This is a genomic window from Paenibacillus nitricinens, assembly GCF_052056485.1.
In the GTDB taxonomy this organism is placed as follows: Bacteria; Bacillota; Bacilli; order Paenibacillales; family Paenibacillaceae; genus Paenibacillus_AQ; species Paenibacillus_AQ nitricinens.
Map to the genome: position 1 here is coordinate 5,502,217 of NZ_CP183948.1, position 24,581 is coordinate 5,526,797.

The window sequence follows — 24,581 nt, forward strand, 5'->3', positions numbered from 1 at the left end:
TTATATTCATGACATCAAAGGTTATGTGTTCTGCATACGTTTCCTGAAAAATAGGACATGCGCCCAATCTATCAAACCTCGATCAAATATGTATCCTTCAATAAGAAAAATCTCCCCCTACATTCCCGAATTTTATCCCTAGCTTAATCGCGCTCTATGCTTGAAAATAAGAAATGCCTCCACTCATATATATGAAATTCATCCTAATTATTCAACTCCAACCCAACTCTTCTACCCATCCTACCCTCTACCAGCATTGTTATATCTACAAGTTTATTAGAAAAGGAATTCTTAGAACAGCAGTTTAGAAAGCGCTTACTTACCTTGTGAGGCTTCATGAGGACGGCTATTTGGGGCTGCTAAATCTATGAATTGGATGTCGGTAGAATGAGAGATACCCACAGGTGAAGGTACAGGTCCATTTCAAACTACGGGAGGTGAACATCGGGATTTCTTGCCGAAAAGTTTTCGAACTACACATTAAACCTCGGAGGTAGAAAATCAATGATATTCATGAAAAAAAGTTCACGCAAAACCTTTGCGATCGCGATGATCGCCGCGCTAGTTCTGACACTTTTTTCAACCCTGGGTAGTAGTGCTAAAACGGCCAACGCTGCACAGGATTATAAACTGGTTGGTTATTACGCATCTTGGGCCGCTTATGGGCGGGCTTACAATGTATCCGATATTGATCCTACCAAAATGAATGTCATTAACTACGCCTTCGCAGATATTTGTTGGAATGGCATTCACGGCAACCCCGACCCAACTGGCCCGAATCCAGTAACCTGGAGCTGTCAAAATGAGCAAGCACAGACCATTAACGTTCCGAACGGCACGATCGTACTGGGTGACCCGTGGATTGACACCGGTAAGAGCTTTGGAGATGACAAATGGGATGACCCCATCAAAGGTAACCTGAAGCAGCTGTGGAAGCTGAAAGAAAAGAACCCCAACCTGAAGACAATGATCTCCGTTGGAGGCTGGACTTGGTCGAACCGTTTCTCGGATGTGGCGGCCACCGCTGTGACCCGTGAGGTTTTTGCCAACTCTGCGGTAGACTTCATTCGTAAATATAAAATGGACGGTGTCGATCTCGACTGGGAGTACCCAGTTAGCGGTGGGCTCGCAGGGAACAGCTACCGTCCCGAAGACAAGGAGAACTATATCCTTCTTCTGCAAAAAATCCGTGAAAAGCTAAATGCTGCCGGTCAGACCGACGGTAAAACCTACCTGCTGACCATTGCTTCCGGGGCAGGCCCGACGTATGTCAATAACAATAATCTTGCAGGTATTGCTTCCATTGTAGATTGGATCAATATTATGACCTATGACTTTAACGGAAGCTGGAATAAGACTACAGGTCACAATGCTCCTTTGTATTATGACCCTGCCGCTTCTGCCTCAGGTCTGACCGAACCGCAAAATTTCAACATCGATAAAGCAGTAACCAGCTATTTAGATCATGGCGTACCCGCAAACAAGTTAGTTCTCGGTATGGGATTCTATGGTCGAGGATGGGGTGGCGCTCCGGCAACAGGAAATGGCCAATACCAATTGTCCTCTGGAGTTTCGTCCACAGGTACATGGGAGAAGGGCAGCTACGATTTCTACGACCTCGAAGCTAATTATATTAACAAAAACGGCTATACCCGTTACTGGAATGACACATCAAAAGTGCCTTATCTCTATAATCCAACGAATCAAACTTTTATCAGCTATGACGATGTAGAATCCTTTGGCCATAAGATCAGTTATCTCAAATCAAAAGGTCTTGCAGGCGCCATGTTCTGGGAAACAAGTGGGGACCGGAACAAAACACTGACCAACAAACTAAACGCCGATCTTGGCGGTGGAGTTGTGCAACCAACTCCAACTCCAACTCCAACAGTAACGCCTACACCAACACCAACACCGACGGCTACAGTAACCCCAACCTCAACACCGACACCAACGTTAACTCCATCGCCAACAGCTACTCCGGGACAATGTGCAGCGGCATGGAGCCAGACAGCCGTATATACGGGCGGTCAGCAAGTTTCTTATAACGGTTCAGTCTATGAAGCCAAATGGTGGACCCAAGGCGATCGTCCCGACCTTAGCGGTGCTTCCGGAGTCTGGAAATTTATCAGCTTGTGCAGAACAGCAACGCCGGCTCCGTCGGCAACAGTAGCACCTACGCCAACTGTTGCGCCAACAGCAACTGCCACACCAACCGCAACAGTAACACCGACACCAACTGTAGCACCGACGACAACTCCGACACCAACGGCTACTGTAGCACCGACTCCTGGGAGTTCCAGCTGGGCAGCAGGAATCGCCTACAAAACGGGTGATGTCGTTAGCTACAATGCCAAAACGTATACCTGCCTTCAGCCCCATACTTCACTTCAAGGCTGGGAACCGGCGACCACACCCGCTCTTTGGAAACTGAATTAAGATTCCGATTTGCGCGTAGGGAATCATCGTTCCTATCTACCCGTGAAATCATATTATCCCCTATGGAGGAATGTTAAATGAAGATAAGTACACGAAATAGGCGAAGTAAATCCGCACGTTACATTGCAGCCTTAATGAGCGCCATCATTCTGCTCCCGCTTTACACAAGTGCAGGAGGATCGTCGCAAGTGGCCTTAGCAGCAGGAACAACGCCAGCTGCTCCTGCTCCCGCTGCAGATCATCCGCGTAAAATTGTTGCTTATTTCCCGGAGTGGGGAGATCAGGAGAACAAAGGATTTTATACTGTCGACAAAATACCGTGGGATAAAATCACTCATATTAACTATGCATTCGCGAAGGTAAACCCTCAAACGAACAAGATTGATTTGATGGACCGTACAGCAGCGATCGAAAAAGATTATCCCAACCAGCTAACGAATTTGCCGTTTAAAGGGCATTTTAACCAACTTATAAAGTATAAGCAGCTTTATCCTGATGTCCGCACCCTGATTTCGGTTGGTGGCTGGTCGGGTTCTGGTGGTTTTTTCAACATGGCCAATTCAGAAGCTGGCCGTGAGACGTTTGCGAACAGCGTCGTAGACTTTCTACGTACCTACCAGTTCAACGGTGTGGACATTGATTGGGAGTACCCATCCGGTACTGGCCAATCAGGTAACCCGAATGACTTCGGTGTAGCTGAGCCGCTGCGTACAGTGAACTACAATAACTATGTTCTCCTGATGAAAAAGCTTCGCGAAAAGCTGGATCAGGCAGGTGCACAGGATAATCAGAAATATGACCTAACCATCGCCGCAACCGCCTCCTCCTGGATTCTAGGCGGGATGAAGTTAGGGGAAGCTAACCAGTATTTGGACTGGGCAAACCTCATGACCTATGATTTCCACGGTGCGTGGAATGGATATGTAGGACCGCATTCCGCCCTCTACCCAGATTCTCGAGATACAGAAACCGCTGCGCTGGGCACTCCGGTTCTGAATACCGACTGGGCCGTTCGATACTATTTAGGTACGCTTCCACCGGAAAAAATCGTTATCGGAGTTCCTTATTACTCACGTGGCTGGAAGAATGTAAATGGAGGCATTAACAACACCGGTCTTTACGGTACAGCACCTACAACCGGAGGTGGAGCCGATGGCATATACGGAATCTGGAATGACGCTGCACCAGAGCAGCCGGCTGGCGCAAATCCAATCTGGCATGTGCTGAATCTGCTCAAGGACCCAGCGAACAAGCGCTATTTCGATCCTGTTACCAAAACCCCATATATGTATAACGCAGACAAAAAGGTATTTCTTACGTATGAAGATAAGGAATCTCTCGGCTACAAACTGGATTATATCAAGCAAAAAGGATTGGGAGGGATGATGTTCTGGGAATTGACTGGCGACTATTCTGAAAAGAGTGATGGCACCTATACGTACGGCAACGCTTTGACCGATTTTGCCTATGACCAGCTTAAGACAGCCTCTCTGCCAGGTGGAATACCGAAGCCACAACTTCCTGCGCCTCAGAACTTTAGCCTTAACTTCAGTGGTACTTACGATCATCCGAATTATACCTACTCCTTGAAAATAACGAATAACACAGGTACGGATATCTCTGGTGGCTGGAAGCTGGAATTCGATCTACCGACAACAACAACCTTGACCTCTGCGTGGGGAGCAGGTACTGTAGAACAAATCTCTACGGCTTGGGACTTTAACCGCTACCGTATTACAGGGACAGCTTCCCAAACGATTGCAAACGGAGCTGCGCTGGAAATTCCAGGCATGATGAAGCTGAACTTCTCGGGCGGTCCGCAACGCATTACACTGAACGGAAGCTCGTCCCAGCAGGAATACGACAAACTGTATGGAGGCGTTACGCCAACACCAACGCCAACACCGTCTGCAACACCAACACCTACTCCAACCACGACACCGTCTGCAACGCCGACTGCAACCATAGCACCTACTTCAACGCCAAGCGCAACCGTAACTCCAACACCTACGCCGGGACAATGTTCGGCAGCAACTTGGAGTGCGACAGGCGTGTACACTGGGGGACAGCGTGTATCCTACAACGGTTCACTATATGAAGCCAAGTGGTGGACGCAAGGAGATCGTCCCGATCTTAGCGGTGCTAATGGCGTCTGGAAATTCATCAGCACATGCGAAACCGCAACGTCTACACCTACGGTAACTGTAGCTCCAACAGTGACGCCGACGTTGGCACCTACGGCACCAACGTCTACTGTTGTCCCAACACCTACAGCAATCGCAACACCAACTCCACTACCTACCGTTGCACCTACTTCGGGAGGCTCAATCTGGATAACAGGGGTTGCTTACAAAGTAGGTGACGTTGTCACCTATAATGGAAAAACATATTCATGCTTGCAGCCTCACACTTCCCTTCAAGGGTGGGAGCCAGGTTCCACACCTGCTCTTTGGAAGCTGTTATAATCCAGCCCATGAAAAAGCTCCACATTTATTATAGTGCCGAATAATTTTCAACCCTATGTCTTACGGATTCACATGACGTTATTTGTATAAAGCCACTTTTAAGATCAGCTGTGTCCGGTAATGGTGACAAACTTGCAAATATAACAACCATACGAAGTTCGGTGCTTAGTTTCCGAGGTGATTGCAAAAAAACAGGGTATCCAGCAGCCAATGGCTTTTGGATACCCTGTTTTGTATAAAAAGGCTCTATTCCTGTGGTAGTTCGCCTTCAGCTGCCAGCTTCTTCTCCAGCTTCGCTGTTAGCATTCGCAGTGCAGCTCCTCGATGGCTGATATGCTGTTTCTCTTCTAGCGTAAGCTCTGCCATAGTTTTTTCATGCTCCGAGAGATAGAAGAGCGGGTCATAACCAAATCCGCCAGCACCGGAAGGTTCTGAGGTAATCCAGCCCTCGACTGCACCTTCTGCGGTTAGCTCCTGCTTGGAAACCGGATCATACAGCGACAAAGTGCAGACGAACCTAGCTGTGCTCAGCAAAGGCTGGTCAGTGTCTTCCCCCTGCTTCAATCGCTCCAGCTCGCTAAGCAGCTTCAGATTATTCGCACCATCCGTAGCATCTTCACCAGCATAACGTGCAGAGTACACACCCGGCTGACCATCCAAGGCGTCTACGCAAAGACCCGAATCATCGGCGAGGACCGGGATTCCAAGGGCATCACCTACGGCTTTGGATTTTTTAAAGGCGTTCTCGGCAAAAGTGGCTCCGTCTTCTACCACATCGGGCAGATCCGGATAGTCGTACATACTTTTCACTGTCAGCCCTAGCGGGGCAAAAGCATGCTCGAATTCGCGTACTTTCCCCTTATTCTTCGTCGCAACAATAAGAATACCGCCGTCAGACTTCATGCTACACCTCTTGGCCCGGCTGGCCGGAAGGGATTTTGAGAGCAATCGCTCCCAGTGCTTCTTTCTGCGCAGCAATCAGTTCATAGATCCCCTTCTCACCTAGACCCAGTAAAAGATCCAGCTCTTGACGAGTGAACGGTCTTTCTTCGCCAGTCCCCTGAAGTTCAACAAAGGCACCGCCGCCAGTCATCACTACATTCATATCTACTTTTGCTTTGGAATCTTCTTCATAATTTAAATCCAGCAGCGTTTTATCCCCTACAACACCGACACTGATTGCCCCCAAGAAATCTGTTATAGGAAACACAGGCAACTTGTGCTGAAGTGCAATTTTGTTAATCGCAAATGCCATGGCAACAAAAGCACCTGTAATCGAAGCGGTCCGCGTACCACCATCCGCCTGAATCACATCACAGTCCAATGTAATACTACGCTCGCCTAACGCTTGTAAATTCACTACAGAACGAAGCGCTCGTCCGATCAGCCGTTGGATCTCCATGGTGCGCCCGGTAAGCTTACCGCGTGCAGCTTCACGCTGATTACGGGATTGAGTGGCCCGAGGAAGCATCGAATATTCTGCGGTTACCCAGCCTTTTCCTTGTCCTTTAAGAAACGGAGGTACTTTTTCCTCTACTGTAGCCGTACAAATGACTTTGGTATCTCCCATTTCTATGATCACGGAGCCCTCAGCATATTTATTCGTTTGGGTTGTTATTGTCAGCGGCCGTAATTGGTCGTCGTTTCGCCCGTTTGATCTCATCTTTTCTGCCTCCTACATCGTATAGCTAATAGTTTAGCGTGAGTCCCGTCTCCCCGTTATAAATAGCGAGTCGTATACTGCTTGGGACGCAACGTTTTTTTGAGCAACTTTTATTCTACCAAAGAGGAGGCACAAAAGCATCTTTTAAACCTTACAGAGTCATTCTATAACGGGATCTCATTCAAATATTCTGGTGCGGAAACAGGTTTGCTGTAGTCCACATTATCTGTATCAGTAATCGATTCCTTGCCGTTTAAGCGAATTTGCACAAGAGAATCATCTGAATTTTGAGCAACCGTCAGTACGACCGATTCCAGCATTTCAGCGGGTACACCTTTACCATCTGTGAACATATCATCCGTCAAAGATACGGTAACTACACCGTTTTGCCCAGCGTCAACGGAATCAAGTATCGTTCCCTCCGTCATGACCATTTCCAGCCCATTTCCGGATTCAGGACCTGCGATCAATTCGTTCAAAGCAGCAGTCAGCTGTTCTTGTCCAGCGGGTACAAAACGGGTTACAGGAACATAATATTGGATACCGTCAGGAGATGTTGTGGAAAAATAAACAGTAACCGCACTGGAGTTCATCAGAAGAGGACCTTGCTTCGGCAAATTAATGCCCATTGTGCGGGTTAATGGACGATCCAGCGGAGTTCCTTGAAGCGGCATCTCTGTGAGCTTTTTACCATCTACCCAGAGCTGTACGCTTTTAATGTCATCTTGACCGGTCAGCGTCCAAGTGATAGCTTCGAGGATTTTACGTTCCTCTAAAGGATCATAATTATTGAATTCTGAATTAAATTCGACAACAGCTGAATTCGACTTGTCTACCGTAACATCTTTTACTTCCGTTCCAGCTGGAAGAACGCCTTGGAATCCTTCAGGCACTGATGAGGCATATTTCCCCTTGCTCACTAATGCCATTAACGAGTTTTTAATTGCGCTGGAATCTTTGCTCTTTGGCAAGCTGAGGGATACCGGAGCGAGTAATCCATTACCATCTTCCAAAAAAACGGTTGTCCGATCTCCGGAAGCATTGCTCTGTGAAGTTTTGGTGTTACCTTTAACCGTGGTCTGTGTATCATCCTGTGTCACCGGACCGAATACACCTGAATCCAAAGTAGTATCTCCACTAGTCTGTAACATTTGCGCTTCCACCTCTGGTGGCGGAGCGTCAATCGATGCCGATTCTGAACCAAACAATCCACAGCCAGACAGTGTCAGTGGAACTGCGATCAGGAAGACTGCGGAGATTCCGCGGATTTGTTGCATAGGTTTCATCATTTATTACCCCTTTCAAGGTTAGATAGGCTTTGTACTGCTATGTATACGAGACCTTTGTCCAAAAAATAACAACAGCTTATCCTAAATTGTTGGAAAAGCCTTTGAACTACTTCTACATCTCAAGTAGGAGTTGGATTTCAGGTCACTGAAACTTCCCTCTCTGGACAAATACTTCCGGTAAACGTACAATCTGAGGTAACAACAGTCCTTAACATCATACTAACGTTTGCTGTAATGAAATGACTTACTAAACAACGAGGTGACTGAACATGGCTGATGAAAAAATCGAAAAAATACCGTACAGTCTGAACAGCAAGGCCGTCGCAGATGCGACCAAATTCTGGCTGAACAAGCGTGGAGTAAACCTGGAAGAAATCGCGGAACTCGTTATGTTCCTGCAACAGAAATACTATCCGAATTTAACGATGGATGAATGTATCCATAATGTAGAGATGGTGCTTAGTAAACGCGAAGTACAAAATGCAGTACTCACAGGCATTCAATTAGATGTAATGGCAGAAGAGGGCAAGCTGTTCTCCCCACTTCAGGATATGATCGAAAATGATGAGGGATTATACGGCGTAGATGAGATTCTTGCCTTCTCTATCGTGAACGTATACGGCAGTATCGGATTTACCAACTATGGCTATGTGGACAAGCTGAAGCCAGGTGTTCTTCAAAGGTTAAATGACAAAAGCACCGGACAGATCCACACCTACCTCGACGACATCGTCGGAGCCGTGGCGGCCGCAGCCAGTAGCCGAATCGCACACCGCAAGCAAGCGGAACGCGAAATTGAGCTGGATTTGCCTCATACACCGGAGGACCGCGAAGAGGCCGCTAGGAAACTTGCGGAATATGATGAAACGCCAGAGTGAGTTTCGGATGCATCAAAATGAGGAGTTCCAGATATATCAAATGAAATATCAAATGAAACTCTGAAACAATCGCTTTTTTGTGAGTAGCGGGCGAGGGGTTCTACGGTGGGGGTTATGCTGTGGAGGTTCTACAGGGCTCGTTGGCTATAGGGAAATCCTCCCTATAAAATAACGATTTTGGCTCAAATCCAGAGATTATACGGAATTCTTCCCTATAATCTCTATGAAAATCTCAATTTATAGCCAAATCAGTAGAATTATAAGGAGAAATTCCCTATAAACAGCTCTAGAATCCTTAAACCCAAAATTACAGGGTGAAATTCCCTATAATTACTACCAGCATTTAGCTGCACCACATATATCATTTAGTTGCACGACTTTTGAAGCGTTTCGCCACGTTGTCAGACTCAGGAGACGTTATACTCACAAATCACCCTTAATTTAAATACTTTCGGATTCCAGAAACGCTATTCGCTCAAAAATGACCCAAAAGACTATTCTGCACAAGTAATAACGCCTTTCCGGTCCAATACTAACCTCAAATGCCCTAAAATCCACGAATAGCGTCATCTGAGTCCGAATACATACGCTAACGCATGAATATGGAAGTGATCGAAGGATGATAAGAGGGACGGAGGGACAAGGTCACTCAAATACAAAAAAGAGCAGTCCCCACAATCAGGACTGCTCTTGAACAAGTTATACTTTCCAGTACACTTCGATCTTACAAGATACTCTAACTGATATGCTCTCCTGCACTTTCAGCTGCGGCGAACAAGAAGCCGCCGTCTGCCTCCAGCATGACTGCCCGTCCCCGGCGCACCAGCTCCGCCAAATGCGCCAATGTCTCACTCATCGCAAAGCGCATCTGGTGAACGGTGGTTACCCGGCTGCGAAACAAAATTTCGCATACCGCGAATCCGCTAAGCGGACCGTTGGCAAGCAGAGCCGCCGCTGTATCCAGCCGCTCCTCATGATGAGCGAGAAGGCTGTCTACCCGGTGCGCGAAGCCAGCGAAGGGCTCGCGATGCCCCGGGAACGCCATGCTTACCCGGTAGCTGCCCAGTTCACGTAGCCCCTGAAGGAACGTCTGCAGCGGCTGTGGATCGCTGCCTGGCAGCAGGCTTACATTGGGCGAGATCTGCGGCAGCACAGCGTCTCCGCAGATCATAAGCCCGCTGCCAGCATGATACAGGCTAATATGCCCAGGCGCATGTCCGCCGGTAACAATGAGCAGCCATTCACGGCCGCCCATCTTGAAGGTCTCCGCCACATTGAAATAAGACACGACAGGCTGTGGCTCCACTTGGGAATTAAAGCTTTCCAAGTGCGCTTTAATTCCGTTCGACCACTGATCTGTCATCCCATGCCGGGTGAAATAAACCGGCAAAATCTCATTTATATCCAAGTCATGTCCCGCACCGTTCCCTGCATTCTTCGCGTCTTTCCCCGCATCATCACCAGAGCCCCCCCACATCAACCTTGCCTCCGCATGGGCGCGCTCCGTCATCCACACCTTACAGCCACTGTGCGACTGCAGCCAGCCGGCTAATCCGTAATGGTCGGGATGGTGATGCGTGACGACGATATCCCGCACTTCATTCCACGATAAGTTCAGCTCCTGCAGGATGCCGAGCCAGCAATTCTCTGTATCCGGGCTACGCGGACCGGGATCAATAATTGTGACTCTGCCCTCTTCATCAGGAAGGATGTAGCTGTTCACTTGACGAAGAGGCGAGTCCATGGGCACCGAGATCTGGAGAATGTTCTGATCCCATGAAGTAATCTCCGCCTTAGACATGGAGCGTTCACCACCTTTGAATCTTTTTCCGGATACCATCTACGGACGTATTCCACCAAAGATCATCCGCGTGGACCTTTCTGCATCATAAACCTCATCTTCATAGCTGCCATGTACAGCTTCGAGCTGTAAGCCTGCTGCCTCGATCATTTCCTTGAACTCCTCCAGTGAATATAGCTTCACACGCTCATGATATTGACGAGGTGTAGGGTCATTTTTAGTGGTTAAAATGATGTCCTTCTTCACATACCCATCCTCGATCCTGCGTGACTCCTCGATCAAATTGTCTCCATCCTCACGTTTAGAATGCGGCACCAGATGACGAATCACATACGCAGGATTCAAAAAATCAATCACGAACTTGCCACCCGGCTTCAGCAAACGATAAATTTCACGCAGAACCTTTACTTGCTCCTCATCTTTTTCAAAATAACCAAAAGAAGTGAACAGATTAACTACAGCATCGAACCCTCCATCCAGTGGTAAATCACGCATATCGGAACGAAGCCAGGTTACCTTCTCCGCCCCGACTTGAGATCGAGCCTCACGCAGCAAAACCTCCGACAAATCTACGCCGGTAACCTCGTATCCTTCCTCCGCAAGTGCCAGAGAATGACGTCCCATCCCACAACATAAATCCAGCACTTTTGATCCTGGAGGCAGTCTCAGCCAGGCGATCATCTGATCCACTTCTTTACGTGCGCCACAGAAATCCCGGTGTTTATATACGATCAGATAATCTTCTCCGAAGCTGTTTTCATACCATTCAGTCATGTTGTCCCTCCTCCTACTGACGTCATCTCGCAACTCCACTTCATCTATGCCAATGTAACGCCATTGTACAGTCTTTTGCTGACAAACTCAAAGAAGAGTCATCATCATAACCACTTGGCCTTTAATGACAACTCTTATTGAAACTTCCTTTACTGAAGCTGCTGCAAATAGACTCTTGCTTCATAAGGACGAAGCTTGAGATCTTGAATATCCTCGTTTTTCTCCACGGTATAATTAGAAATTAACAGCTCCATGTTCTCTGGCTTAAACTCTGCCGGCCATTCAAATTCAGGCGATCCATCAAAAAAATTCAAAATAACCAACAATCGCTGATCCTCTAAAGTTCGGGTATACGCATATATCTCCGTGTGCTCTGCAAGCAGTAGCTCATACGATCCGTAGACGATCACCTTGTATTTTTTTCTTAACGCAATCAGCTGTTTATAGTAGTTATAAATGGAATCCGGATCCTTAACTGCATTGCCGGCATTAATCTCCATATGGTTGGAATTCACTTTAAGCCATGGTTCACCCGTTGTAAAACCACCTGCATGTCCATCGTCCCATTGCATGGGGGTACGGGCATTGTCTCGGCTTTTATGATGAATCGCAGACATAACCTGCTCTTCTGGAACACCGTTTTTTCGCTTTTCTTCATAATAATTAAGGGTCTCCACATCCCGGTATTCATCAATGGAATCAAAACATACATTCGTCATGCCAATTTCTTCTCCTTGATAAATGTAAGGGGTGCCTTCCAGCATATGAATAAAGGTCGCCAGCATCTTAGCCGAAGGAATCCGGTAAAAAAGATCGTTCCCGAACCTTGACACCGAGCGCGGCTGATCATGGTTACATAAATAGTTTGCATTCCAGCCTCTGTCATGCAGAACCGTCTGCCAGTTGCTCATGATTTTTTTCAGCTCAAGCAGACTCCAGGGCACCACATCCCATTTTCCGCTACCCGGCGAAGCGGCATCCAGAAACATATGTTCAAACTGAAAAGTCATATTCAGCTCCCGACGTCCGTCCCCTACATAATCCAGCGCCTGCTCTGGTCCGAGACCCGAGGTCTCTCCTACTGTCATAATATCGTAGAAATATAACACCTTATCGTATAGATTCTGTAGCAAGGTATGTACATCCTCCAGATTGGAGAACATACCATAGGCTCTTACAGTAGGTGTTCCGTTCGGGTTGTCTGCATCTGGATACCCTTTCGTCTTCACGATATGTGCAATTGCATCAAAACGAAATCCGTCCACGCCCTTCTTCAGCCACCACTCCACCATCTCATGCAGCTTATCAATGACTACAGGATTTTCCCAGTTCAGATCGGGCTGGTATTTGGAGTAGAGATGAAGATAATATTCATCCGTCCCCGGATCAAGCTCCCATACCGAGCCACTGAAATAAGATTCCCAGTTGTTCGGAGGACCGCCATTTTTACCTTTTCTCCAAATATAGTAGTCCCGTTTAGGATTGTCCTTCGACGACCTGGATTCTACAAACCAAGGATGCTCATGTGACGTGTGGTTCAGCACCAAATCCATCATCAACTTCATTCCACGTGCGTGTAACTCCCTGAGCAACCTATCAAAATCATCCATCGTACCGAATTCCTTCATAATGTCACAGTAATCACTGATGTCATACCCGTTATCATGATTAGGTGATTTATAAATAGGACAGACCCAGATCACATCTACACCTAGGTCCTGTAAATAATCCAGTCTGGATATAATGCCTTGTAAATCTCCGATTCCATCTCCGTTACTATCCATGAAGCTGATCGGATAAATCTGATACACGACGCTTTCTTTCCACCATTTGGGGTTCATAACTCCGTTACCTCCTATTTAGCTATATGTAGAGTTTAACCACACAGAGCCTAGTAGATAACAAATTCCCCCTACTTCCCTAATCCCTTTTGATATTGTGAAGGTGTAAGTCCAGTCCATTTTTTAAACGTAGCACTGAAGTGACGCTCTTCACCGTACCCTACCAACTTTGCAACGGCGTACATCTTTAGATTTTGGCGGAGCAGCTTTTTCGCTTCTTCTACCCGGTATTGATGCAAGTAATCGAGAAAATTCACACCAAGCTCCTGACGGAATAGCGAACTTAAATAAGTATTAGAAACATAGGCTTCCTTCGCGACATACTCTAGTGTCAGATTGGTATTATATTTATTGCGGATGATCTCCATGGCAGTGACTACTGTGCGATGCAGCGGACGATGTTTGGAAAAGGCCTCCACCACGTTCTGCATAACCTTATTCAAAATCGTAGACAATTCTTCCAACGTCTCTATCTGTGGAGCCTGCTCCATCCAATTGACCAAATGCTGCTTCCATTCGAAGCCAGCAACTTGTTTCTCTTGCGCAAGTCTCTTTAATCGAACTACAAAAGCAGTTGCCCGGATATTCACCTCTTGCTTGAGACATCCCGGGTTGCCGCGAAAACGATCCAGCCATTTCTCCAGCAGATCGAGTGCCAGCTCATTGCTCCCAGCACCAACCGCCACAAGCATCTCATCCTCCAGCACATGTAATTCAGGATCATCTAATATCCCGATTTCCTGTGGACCCCCACCTACAACGCCCGTTCCTTCTGTATAGAAATAGACCCCGCCTTTTCCGTTCAGAAAGCGGGATTCCATGGCCTGAAGCGCTTCTTTATAAGACAGATGAGCTTCGGAAATATTCAAGCGACAGGAGCCAACGGCAATACTGATCGACAGTTTGAGGTATTTCTCCAGATTACTTTGCAGCTGCTCAATCTGCTCCTTCAACTGAAGGGGCGCTCGGTAAGGCTTGCGAGGATCCGTTCCGGCTATGCCGCTGCCAATCCAGAGCAAATTATTGCCGTCATGAAAAGTCTCAATCTTTCCTCTATAGATCGGTGACAATGTCTCACTGATAATATTTAACGCTGCGTAACGAATAAGTACGAAATCCTGTCCCGTACCTCCAGTGGAAGGCGAGTCAAAATCGAATCTGACAAGACCAATCTGCGGCCCTTCTGAACCAATCGCCATAGATAACTCTCCGATCAGCTCTTGTCGCCGTTCTAGCGGAACCGGTGGATGGTAAATCCACTGGGATAGAACCTGACTTTTAACAAGCGGTGCATTTTTATGCCAGGAACGATCTCTTTTAAGCTGTTCATCCTCCTGATTTCGTTGTCTTTCAATAAGTTCCTTGGCCTTCAATACCGTCTTCAGAATTTCCTCAGGACGGCAGGGCTTCAGTACATAATCAACAACACCTAGGGCGATTGCTTGCTTCGCATAAGAGAACTCGTTATATCCCGATAAAATAATGGACCGGAATCCGTAACCTCTGCGCCGTGCGACTTCAATCAGCTCGAGACCACCCATTTGTGGCATACGAATATCCGTTAACAAAAGATCGGGCTGTTCATTCTCCATAAGAGCCAGTGCTTCACTTCCATTCCCCGCCTCGCCCATGACCTCAATTTGATGAGACTTCCAATCAATCATATTTACAATGCCCTCACGGATCGTATCTTCGTCTTCAGCAATCAGCAGCTTCATCATTTATGGACCCTCCACAGTGATATGAATAATAATACGTGTGCCTGCTCCTTCTACACTCTCTAGTTGTAAAGAGGCTCCTGCAAAAAATAAGGCCAGTCGTTCCTGCACATTCATGAGCGCAAATCCTGTGCGTCCTACATTGTCTTCCTCAGGTAAAGAATTCCCCCTCGCTAAACGTTGATGTAGCTCTAGAAGTCTATCTGCCGTGATCCCTACACCATTATCCTGTACCTCAAGCACAATAGTCTTCTCTATACGGTAAGCGCGAACGGATATTAGTCCACTTCCAGACAGCGGCTCAATCCCGTGAATCACTGCGTTCTCGGCTAGTGGCTGCAGCAGCAGCTTCGGTACTGTGAAGTCCTTGATACTCTCATCCAAAGAAATTTCGAATTCAAAACGCTCCTTAAAGCGATTTTTCTGCAGGAACAAGTAATTGGATACCAGCTCCACTTCCTGTTCCAAAGTAAACGTATCACGTCCATCATTTAAGCTCAGTCGGAACACTTGAGATAGAGAATACACCATATCGGCAATTTCTTTATCTCCCTTCTTCTCCGCTTCCCAACAGATTGTATTTAACGTGTTATATAAAAAGTGAGGCCTGATTTGAGCTTGAAGCGTTTTCAACTCTGCCTCCTGCTGCTTCATTCTTGACGCGTATACATCGTTGATGAGCGATTTAATCCGCTGTACCATTAGATTATAACCATGCCCGAGTAAGCCGATCTCGTCATTTCCTTCAAAAAATACCCGCTGCGTAAAATCACCTGTCTGCAGTCTGCGCATCGAACGGGAAAGCTTCTTCAGTGGTTTCGTGATCGCGGCAGCTGCCAGCCAAGTAACCATTAGACTAACTACTAAACACAGAACAGCGATCGTCATCGTGACCTGTAAAATCTGACCGAGCTCTTTAACAAGCTGCCGCTTGGAATGAGCCACCACCACATACCAGCCTGTCGTCTCCGATTGCAGATGTGACACAATCCACTGTTTATGATCCGCTGTAGATTCCAGCCTTTTTTTCACAGTCAGCTTAGGATCGCTGTCCGCAAAATACGGAAGTTCCAGATCTCTTTTGCCAATCCAGCCCGGATTCGAAGCCGTAATGATCAGCCCGTCCCGGTCAATCACGAACATATCTACATCATCTTCAGCATTGTCGAGATATTGGCTACCAATCTTCCCTGCATCCACACCGATCACAGCGAGTCCTGCCGGCTTTAATGTGTAAATATTCTTGATGATTCTGGAAAGCACAATCTTATGATAATGATCCCCTACAAAAATGCCGTCAGTCGGCCTGGATAGTCCAAAGGTTGGGCTGCCTGCTGCTTGAATAGCTTCTTTATAATACGAGGTTTTGATAAAATCCGAGAACTTCATCCCTGTCGTCAATCCTGCCTGATTCGCAGCAAAAGGCTCTGCTCCGTTGTTATCGTCTAAAGAATACAGAATTAGAGATTGTATAGAATTGCCTGCAACCATAAGATTGGTAACGGTCTTAAATACAGAATTACGTTCCTTTTGTGCTTCAGACGATGCTAAGAGCCGCTGCACACTTTCATCCAGAAAGAGTGTATTCGAAAAAGATATCATGCCTCGCACCATCTCATCGATCTGCTCTGCTGTTTTTTTGGTAAGATGATCCTGTGACTGTTTCATTTTCTCCACAACCTGCTGTGAAGAGATCTGATACGAGTTCCAGCCCATAGCGAATATGGTCACCAGAAGCAGGGGGACGAACCATAACAACAGCTTAAATTGGAGCGGAAGATGGCGATAACGGCTGACTAAGCGAAAGTTTCGATTCATGAGAACCACCTTGTTATAAGTTCTTACATATAGAAAATGATGTGTAAACCAAGTATAACTGAAATTATTACACCCTGAACCGGCTTTTTACATTCGCTAAAAAATGCCTACATCATTCTTAAATATGAACCATGTTTCTATTTGCCAGAAACTCTTAAGATGAGGATGCAAGCAAAAACGCCTTCGGACGTCTCTTATAGACGGTAAGCGTTTATGCGAGAAATATAAGGATAATGTATAGCGTGAAACTTATACTTTCTTATATTTCAAGAAGAAACGACGTTGTCGTCTTCCTGGATGGATAACAATCGTTTCTTCAAAATACATCATTCTAAAAAGGTGGGTTTTTGATGAAAAGTAAAGGAATCAAGCTAATGCTTATGAGTCTAATGCTTCCAGCTCTGCTTGCAGGCTGTGGTGGCGGAAATAACAACGCGAAAGCTACAAATGCTCCTGCAAATGACAAAGCCGAAGCTACTGCCGAGGCAACAACGAACGCACCAGCCGAAAAAATTACACTGAAGTTCTTCACCGCACTTGCGGATCGGGCAAACGGTTCAGGCAAGGTGGAGCAAGACATTATCGACGCTTATATGAAAGAGCACCCTAACGTCAAGATAGAAGTGGAAGCGCTTCAAGATGAACCTTATAAATCAAAAATTAAAGTATATGCTTCCAGTAATCAGATGCCTGATATCATTCAAGCTTGGGGCCAGCCTTCTTTCCTGAGTCCTCTGCTCGATAATGACTTACTGCTTGAACTGAACAGCGCTGACTTCGAAGGTGATCAGTTTGTTTCCGGTTCCATGGACGGCTTCAGCAAAGATGGCAAACTGTACGGATTGCCACGTAGTGCCGACTATATGGTCATGTTCTATAACAAGAAAATCTTTGCTGACAACGGCATCGAGGTTCCGAAGACTACCGCTGACCTGCTCGCAGCTGTTAAAACATTGCGTGCCAACAAGATTAACCCTATCGCTATGAATGGTATGGATGCATGGACACTGCCAATCTGGTATGAGTTTGTTGCTCAACGACAAAATGGTGATTTTAATAAGATGGATGAAGCTGTTGCCCGTAAAATATCCTTTAATGATCCTAGCCTTGTTGCAGCTGCAACTGAAATGCAAGATTTCGCAAATGCTAAAGGTTTTGCCGACGGCTGGCTGACCGCCGATTACGGCGCAGCGCGTAACTTGTTCGGACAAGGACAAGCCGCTATGTTCTTTATGGGCGCTTGGGAGTCTGGCCTGGCTACAGATGTGAACTTCTCTGAAGAATTCCGCAATAATGTAGGCGCATTCGCTTTCCCTGGTTCAGATAAAGGTAAATCCACGGATGATGCTGCTTGGTACGGTGGTGGATATGCAGTAAGTAAAAACTCCAAGCATCCTGAAGCTGCTGTTGATTTCTTGAAGTATTTCTTCGCTCCTGAGAACTGGTCCAAGATGTTATGGCAAGCTGGCGCGGGTACACCTGCGCAAAAATTCGATGAATTCTTAACTGGTAATGAAACTCAGCTCCAAAAAGAACTAGTGGATGTCTTCAGCTCGATGACCTCTTCTAGCGGAACCCCGCTACAGGATATTGGTAACGACGAGTTCAAGCAAAAGGTAATGGAGGCTCACCAAAGCCTGCTCTCCGGCGCTATGAATACAGCTGAATTCGCCAAAGCGCTTGACGCTGCGTCCGATAAATTGGCTGGTAAATAAGCTCTAATACTAGTAAGTACATGGATTACGGCGCTTCTAAATTAACATCATAAATAGTAGCGTACAACCCCCGACTCTCCCCAGAGGCCGGGGGTTTGTTTTCGAAAAAATGTGTACAATCATCTGAAATATACGGCATGTTCCATGGGCTAGCTACCCGTTACGATGGTAGTAGATAGATTACTCTTTCAAAGGACGGAGATTTCCATGCACAGAGTGTTAAGCGACAAAAAAGCGATATTCCTGCTCATCGCACCCGGGCTATTCCTGTTTGCTTTTATGATTTGCATCCCTATCTTCATGAGTGCTTATTACGGCTCTACGGACTGGGGTGGGATCGGCAAGTACAATTTTATCGGCTTTGATAACTATCGCGAAATCCTATTCCATGACAAAGTATTTTGGACTTCGCTGGGCAATGCCCTGTTGCTCACCGCTGCCACTGTATTCTTGCAGCATCCCTTTGCCATTCTCATAGGGATATTCCTGACCAATTCCGGTAAATACGAAAAAATATTCCGGACGATCTTTTTTATCCCCGCAGTAATTTCTGTTGTGGTTACAGCCAAGCTGTGGAGCGGGATTTTTCACCCCAATTACGGATTGCTCAACAAGTTGCTAAGTGGTGTCGGGCTGGATTCACTCACACATGATTGGCTTGGAGATCCGAAGACAGCAATCTGGTGCATCATCATTGTTGTTATGTGGCAAGGTTTTGGATACGCGCTGCTGCTATATTATTCAGGTCTGCAAGGCATTCCAAGTGATCTAAGCGAAGCCGCAAAAATCGATGGCGCAAACAACTATACCCTCTACACACGCATTATCATACCGCTTCTATCGCCTATGATGCGAGTTGCCATTATCATCGCGGTAACAACCTGTCTTAAGCAAATGGAAACCGTGTTCTTAATGACCAACGGCGGCCCGGCGAACAGCACGCAATTCTTAGGGAACTACCTTTACAAAACCGCCTTCTCATCATCGCTATACGGCTACGGTAATGCCATATCCATCCTATTTATTGTGTTCTGCCTTGTACTGACCGTAATACTCAACAAGGTTCTGAAGAAAGATATCGGAGAGTTTTAGAATCCCTGTAACCGGAGGAAATCATATGAATAATTCATTAGCACCTGCCGCTTCGCCCCCCAATCTGAAGCTTCATAAACAGAAGCGCAGTAAACCTACTACTGGCAAAATCCTAATGATGGTGTTTCTTTGTCTCATTGCTTTGATTCAGTTATTTCCGCTCATCTGGCTGATCGATTACTCCCTGCTAAAAAGTGGTGATTTCTTCGGAAGCTCTTTTCTGAAATGGCCATCCCCCCCGCAATGGGAGAATTATAGAAACGCGTTTACCTATGGGCGTGTACCACGCTACTTTGCCAACAGTCTTATCATTACAGTAATTACCGTTATGCTGTCCGCATTAGTGTCATTGATGATGGGGTATGCGTTCACCCGTATGAAATGGAAGCTAAGCGGTATCGTGCTGTCACTTATCATGATGGGTATGATCATTCCCATTCACGCGACACTGCTGCCGAACTTTATCCTGTTTAACAAGCTCGGAATGCTGAACAATATGTACACACTGATTCTGCCTTATTCTGCTATTGTTATCCCCATGAGTGTGCTCATCATGACTGGATTTCTAGAGACCATCCCTCGTGCGATTGAAGAGTCGGCGGTTATCGATGGCTGCGGCATTTACGGTGTGATCTTCCGCATCATCTTCCCTATTACGAAACCCGCACTAGCTACCATCTGTGTACTCAATTTCATCAGCACTTGGAATGAATTTATTATGGCGAACACCTTCCTCACCTCGGAGGATCTCAAAACCATTCCATTCTCCATTATGAAATTCGCTGGAGAATACTCGTCCAACTACGGTGCTCAGTTCGCTGTTATGACGATCATTGCGATCCCAACCATCCTGATCTATCTGCTCTTTACAGAACAGATGACTAAGGGAATTACGGCTGGGGCGGTTAAGGGCTAACACAAAAAGCGTGGAGAACTCTAGCTTTACTCCTCCAAGATTTTATTGACATTAACTTTCAACTCGTATATGATCTCCTTAGGCAAAAACACAACGAATTAAATTAAAAATTTAATATATCCCGTAAAGGGGAGTAGCTGTTAAATAAAGTCGTCAATACGAGAATATGAGGATATTCTCCGGCTTTATTGGCAATTCAACATTGTTAGCGAGACCTTTACCAATCAGGTTAGACCTTTATTCCAAAGGCTAATCTGTTTGGTAAAGGTCTTTTTTATATAAAATTGGTTAAAATGGTATAGTAAGTATCTTTTAGTAGATATTTGCATTAGAAAAGGGAGGACAACAGTAATGGATTGGGGATTAATATTAGAATATGGCTGGGTATTACTCGTTCTTGTAGCACTTGAAGGACTACTAGCCGCAGATAACGCATTAGTATTGGCAATTATGGTAAAGCACCTTCCTGATGAGGAAAGAAAGAAAGCACTATTTTACGGATTAGCCGGAGCCTTCGTGTTCCGTTTCGGTTCACTATTTGTCATCTCTTACCTGGTTGATATCTGGCAAGTACAAGCCATCGGCGCGATTTATTTATTGTTTATCGCAGGGAACCATATCTTCCGAAAACTATTGTTCAAGAAGCCTGTTACGGATGAAGCAGCTGAAAGCGGTACTGGAGCTGCAGTCAACAAAAAGAAATCCAGCTTCTGGTTTACTGTATTTAAAGTAGAAGTTGCTGACATCGCCTTCGCGGTCGATTCCATTCTTGCAGCAGTTGCCCTGGCGGTTGCTCTTCCTGCAAGTGGCCTTCCAAAAATCGGTGGACTTGACGGCGGTCAATTCCTCGTCATCTTTGCCGGTGGATTTATCGGACTTGTCATCATGCGTTTCGCAGCTACCTTCTTCGTTAAATTACTCCACACCCGTCCAGGTCTTGAAATTGCAGCCTTCTTCATCGTAGGTTGGGTCGGAGTTAAGCTGGCAGTCATTACATTGGCACACCCTTCACTTGGTGTTCTTTCCGAAGATTTCGCACATAGTACTTGGTGGAAGCTCACCTTCTATGTTGTGCTCGTACTCATCGCTGCAATTGGTTGGTTTATGAGTAGCAAGGTTGAAGAGAACGCTAACGAGAATCCAATTAAAGAAGTAGATAAACAACTTCATTAATCCTATTTGAATCACAAATAAATAACCCGAAAGATACACCCTTTAGGTGTTAGTCTTTCGGGTTATTTTCTTTTAACTCCTATTTTGCTCTCGATATTCTTGTGGAGTGCAACCGACGAAAGAGAAGTGTAGAAGCGTTTAACTGCATTTTGTACATCTATAATTCTTCGAAACCCTCCGCCATTGGATATAATTGTATTTGGTACAACTATTTTTTTGATTTTCTCCCCTAGAGGTAGATTCTCCAGTTCTTAGTTGCAGAGAATGCAGTTAAATACACAATTCTCTTCTTACATAAGAATTAGCTGCACATAATGCAGTTATCTCGCTTACTCCAGCAAGATTCGGCGTTAAAGGAGAGGGGTTACCGAAAGCTACGTTCTATCAAGTAGCCATGTCCTCAGCCAGCCACCTCAAACTAAAAAAACCAGGGAGCGATTCTCCAATAATCGGAGAATCGCTCCCTGGCCAGTCTTTTTAACCCTTATTGACCAATCAGCTGATCCGTCTTTCCTTGCAGCTCCACTAGCTTCATGATCACCGTAGCGGCCTGCGCCTTCGTTACCGTCTGCTGCGGATTGAACTTGCCATTGTCATCCTTTAACAGTCCCAATTTCACAACAAGAGCCACTGCTCCCTTATTGTTTATAGATGCACTATCACTGAACTGACTTACCGTTACATCTTTATCAAGATAGGCTGTGAGTTTGTTGTATTTCAAAAAATTAGCTAACTGAACAGCCAGCTGTTCCCGAGTTAACTTACTATCAATTTGCAGGCTTTGATCCTTGTTGATCCACTTACGATCTGCTGCATAAGTAACAACATCATAATATGAATTCTCAGGCTTCACACCTGCCACAGTTTTTCGTTCATTATTACTATTATAATTGCTGAAATTCGGATTAGAAGCCTTGGCAAGGTAAGTTAACCAATCGCCAACGGTTATTTCTTGATCCGGGTTTACTTTACCATCGGCATCCGGAGTAATCACATGATATTTTACTAATTCTGATAATGGTTGTTCTGCTGCATGACCTTTGATATCCGTTGCAGATATTTGAGCATCTTGCTGACCGAGGTAATCAAAGACTGCTACCCATTTTCCAGTGGCTGCATCTAAAACCTGATACATTCCATTAGATTCATCAAAGGCTGTATCATATACCAGTTTCACCTTTGGCACCGCATTGCTATTATAACTATAGTATCCACCAACCTGAGTGTATCTTAGCTTAGTCTGATATTTAGGTTTATAACTTTCGAGCGCTTCCTTCTTGGAAATGGTAGCCTCAGGCGATAATGTGATATCATCGATACCGTCTATCCGATTCCCCATGTAAGAAATCAGTCTGCCGTAAAGATCCAAGCTAACCGTAAGGTTACTGTCACTCACAGGAATCCCTTGATGATATCTAATAAACTGATATCTAAATCCTGATCCGTCTGAAGTCACGCTTGAGTTATCTCCATCTTCTACAAGCTTTAGTTTCTGGCTCGCCTGAGGATACAGGCTATTAATTATACTAAGTACTTTAGTCTTAGCTTCAGCCTCACTAAGCTTCTTTCCTCCAGCAGGAGCCGGCTCTTCCTTCTTCTTATCCTGAGTAGCACCATAAGTTTGAATCTGATACTGTAATATTTCACCAGTCTTTGCATCAATCTCAGCAGAGGATTGTTCTGGAAAGCCAGCACCAATGAAACGTTCATTTCCACTACTACCCCAGGATAACTGCCAGATCTTCCGATCTGTTTGCTGGAAGTCACTTCTCAAGCTTTGTGAGATCAATTTACGATCTGCTGGAATATAAGCAACCTTCTTTACAAGCTGTTCCGCTTCTTTTGCAGTTAGCTCTGTAGTTGATGTTCTTGCTTGAAAGACATCCTTACCTTTTGCTACATCTGAATACACGACTGGGGTGGATACGGATTCTTTTCCTTCATAATCTATTCTCTTGCCGGTCAATGCATCGATAGGATATAGAGACTGATCCACTGGGCGCCAGCCTAAAATCCAGTTGTTAGGTTTTCCGTTCTTATAAATAGGAATGTAAAAAAGGCCTATATCAAACTGTTCCGCAAATTGCTTCTGTGCTTGCTCCAAGGTAATCTTGGGCTGTGCAGAAGGGTACTCAAGCCCTTGAGAAGACTTAGAGAATTGAATTACATTACCGTTGCCGTCCACGGCTATGTTAATGTTATCCGATCCAGAAGGCAGACCATTCTTCATGACACTGAAGTAATAGCTGTATTGAACAGGACCGAATAAAGAGTTCGAAAAATAATTATAACCGGCATCCTCATTTAATTGCAGATCACTGCTCTTAACCGATGCGGCTGCCTTAGCCACAAAAGCCTTGGCGATCTCCAGTGCCTGAGTCTGGGATACTTTCGGTGGATAATAGGATTCGTTATTCTCACGAGGGTATGAAATATACGTACTGATGATATCTCCATTAATGGCATCTACCTCACTGCTAAAGCCATATCCCATATTCCCCTCTTGTATCTGCCACTGAATATTCCAGATCATTTGATTTGCTGGAGGGGGGTAGCTTTGGTTAGATCCCAGTTGAACATTGTTTACCGTTGCATCCTTTAGGGCTGGGAATAGCTCTCTTAGCTTCGCAACCGCTTGCTCCTGTGTGAATTTCACTTTTGTAAGATCTGCCTCGGAGTTCGTTGTAGTCACCGGTGCTTGTGCGCTAACTTGTGTTACCGTAGTGTTGCTACTAACAGATGTAGAATCGGCTGCGGCCAAGCTTGGAGGTAACAATAATGCGATGGCGACAGAAGTAATCAATACCGTTTTAGCTGTCTGATGAACAAAGTGAGTGTTATTGCTTTTCAAAAGAATTCATCCTCCTCTAACACGTGATTCATAACATTATACAGATAATTACTTATATTTTCCATATTTAATTAACGACAGGAAATTACATGGTTTATGTAATGTATGCTCTATAAGCTATAATGGTAGGCAGCTACAGCTCAAACTC

Annotated in this window: 16 protein-coding genes; 7 read left to right on the forward strand and 9 right to left on the reverse strand. The window is 45.6% G+C overall.

Features of this window, described 5'->3' with window-relative positions; translation table 11 throughout:
- The first annotated feature begins 504 nt into the window (after nucleotides 1-504).
- Both ACN6KS_RS24555 and ACN6KS_RS24560 read left to right on the forward strand, forming a co-directional pair.
- A complete protein-coding gene (locus tag ACN6KS_RS24555; protein WP_440960695.1) occupies nucleotides 505-2,439 on the forward strand; it encodes a glycosyl hydrolase family 18 protein in 1,935 nt (644 codons plus the stop codon).
- A 77-nt stretch (nucleotides 2,440-2,516) separates the two neighbouring features.
- A complete protein-coding gene (locus tag ACN6KS_RS24560) occupies nucleotides 2,517-4,904 on the forward strand; it encodes a glycosyl hydrolase family 18 protein (RefSeq protein ID WP_440960696.1) in 2,388 nt (795 codons plus the stop codon).
- A gap of 246 nt (nucleotides 4,905-5,150) precedes the next feature.
- On the opposite strand, the gene ACN6KS_RS24565 is transcribed toward ACN6KS_RS24560, so the two are convergent.
- From ACN6KS_RS24565 to ACN6KS_RS24575, 3 genes are all read right to left on the reverse strand, one after another.
- Nucleotides 5,151-5,807, reverse strand: coding sequence for an XTP/dITP diphosphatase (locus ACN6KS_RS24565; protein WP_094878473.1), 657 nt, complete (start codon nucleotides 5,805-5,807; stop codon nucleotides 5,151-5,153).
- A gap of 1 nt (nucleotide 5,808) precedes the next feature.
- The gene (gene rph, locus ACN6KS_RS24570) at nucleotides 5,809-6,567 is read right to left on the reverse strand and encodes a ribonuclease PH (protein WP_042130710.1); all 759 of its coding nucleotides are present in this window, start codon (nucleotides 6,565-6,567) and stop codon (nucleotides 5,809-5,811) included.
- A 164-nt stretch (nucleotides 6,568-6,731) separates the two neighbouring features.
- Nucleotides 6,732-7,853: a GerMN domain-containing protein gene (locus ACN6KS_RS24575; protein WP_440962441.1), complete on the reverse strand. Its 1,122-nt coding sequence runs from the start codon at nucleotides 7,851-7,853 to the stop codon at nucleotides 6,732-6,734.
- 272 nt (nucleotides 7,854-8,125) lie between these two features.
- Here ACN6KS_RS24575 and ACN6KS_RS24580 point away from each other — a divergent pair, with 272 nt between their 5' ends.
- Nucleotides 8,126-8,734 carry a phosphatidylglycerophosphatase A family protein gene (locus tag ACN6KS_RS24580; protein WP_094874325.1) on the forward strand — a complete coding sequence of 203 codons (609 nt, stop codon included), beginning with the start codon at nucleotides 8,126-8,128 and terminating at the stop codon, nucleotides 8,732-8,734.
- A 736-nt stretch (nucleotides 8,735-9,470) separates the two neighbouring features.
- Here the strand turns inward: ACN6KS_RS24580 and ACN6KS_RS24585 are convergent.
- From ACN6KS_RS24585 to ACN6KS_RS24605, 5 genes are all read right to left on the reverse strand, one after another.
- A complete protein-coding gene (locus tag ACN6KS_RS24585; protein WP_440960697.1) occupies nucleotides 9,471-10,574 on the reverse strand; it encodes an MBL fold metallo-hydrolase in 1,104 nt (367 codons plus the stop codon).
- Complete coding sequence (locus ACN6KS_RS24590; protein WP_094874326.1) at nucleotides 10,575-11,309, reverse strand: class I SAM-dependent methyltransferase; 735 nt, start codon at nucleotides 11,307-11,309, stop codon at nucleotides 10,575-10,577. It lies immediately after the preceding gene.
- Nucleotides 11,310-11,458: 149 nt separating this feature from the next.
- Nucleotides 11,459-13,150 (reverse strand): glycoside hydrolase family 13 protein, encoded by a 1,692-nt coding sequence (locus ACN6KS_RS24595; RefSeq protein WP_440960698.1) that lies wholly within the window; start codon nucleotides 13,148-13,150, stop codon nucleotides 11,459-11,461.
- 71 nt (nucleotides 13,151-13,221) lie between these two features.
- Nucleotides 13,222-14,871, reverse strand: a complete 1,650-nt coding sequence (locus ACN6KS_RS24600) for a response regulator (protein ID WP_341135597.1) — start codon at nucleotides 14,869-14,871, stop codon at nucleotides 13,222-13,224.
- Complete coding sequence (locus tag ACN6KS_RS24605; protein ID WP_094874329.1) at nucleotides 14,872-16,686, reverse strand: sensor histidine kinase; 1,815 nt, start codon at nucleotides 16,684-16,686, stop codon at nucleotides 14,872-14,874. It lies immediately after the preceding gene.
- A gap of 350 nt (nucleotides 16,687-17,036) precedes the next feature.
- Between ACN6KS_RS24605 and ACN6KS_RS24610 the strand changes: the two genes are divergently transcribed.
- From ACN6KS_RS24610 to ACN6KS_RS24625, 4 genes are all read left to right on the forward strand, one after another.
- The gene (locus ACN6KS_RS24610; RefSeq protein WP_094874434.1) at nucleotides 17,037-18,401 is read left to right on the forward strand and encodes an ABC transporter substrate-binding protein; all 1,365 of its coding nucleotides are present in this window, start codon (nucleotides 17,037-17,039) and stop codon (nucleotides 18,399-18,401) included.
- Between the two features lie 207 nt (nucleotides 18,402-18,608).
- Nucleotides 18,609-19,493 (forward strand): carbohydrate ABC transporter permease, encoded by an 885-nt coding sequence (locus ACN6KS_RS24615; RefSeq protein WP_042130723.1) that lies wholly within the window; start codon nucleotides 18,609-18,611, stop codon nucleotides 19,491-19,493.
- 25 nt (nucleotides 19,494-19,518) lie between these two features.
- Nucleotides 19,519-20,409, forward strand: a complete 891-nt coding sequence (locus tag ACN6KS_RS24620; RefSeq protein ID WP_094874433.1) for a carbohydrate ABC transporter permease — start codon at nucleotides 19,519-19,521, stop codon at nucleotides 20,407-20,409.
- A gap of 351 nt (nucleotides 20,410-20,760) precedes the next feature.
- Nucleotides 20,761-21,582, forward strand: a complete 822-nt coding sequence (locus tag ACN6KS_RS24625) for a TerC family protein (protein ID WP_094874432.1) — start codon at nucleotides 20,761-20,763, stop codon at nucleotides 21,580-21,582.
- Between the two features lie 484 nt (nucleotides 21,583-22,066).
- On the opposite strand, the gene ACN6KS_RS24630 is transcribed toward ACN6KS_RS24625, so the two are convergent.
- On the reverse strand, nucleotides 22,067-24,433 hold the full coding sequence (locus ACN6KS_RS24630; protein ID WP_440960699.1) for a YcdB/YcdC domain-containing protein: 2,367 nt from the start codon (nucleotides 24,431-24,433) through the stop codon (nucleotides 22,067-22,069).
- Nucleotides 24,434-24,581 lie beyond the last annotated feature (148 nt).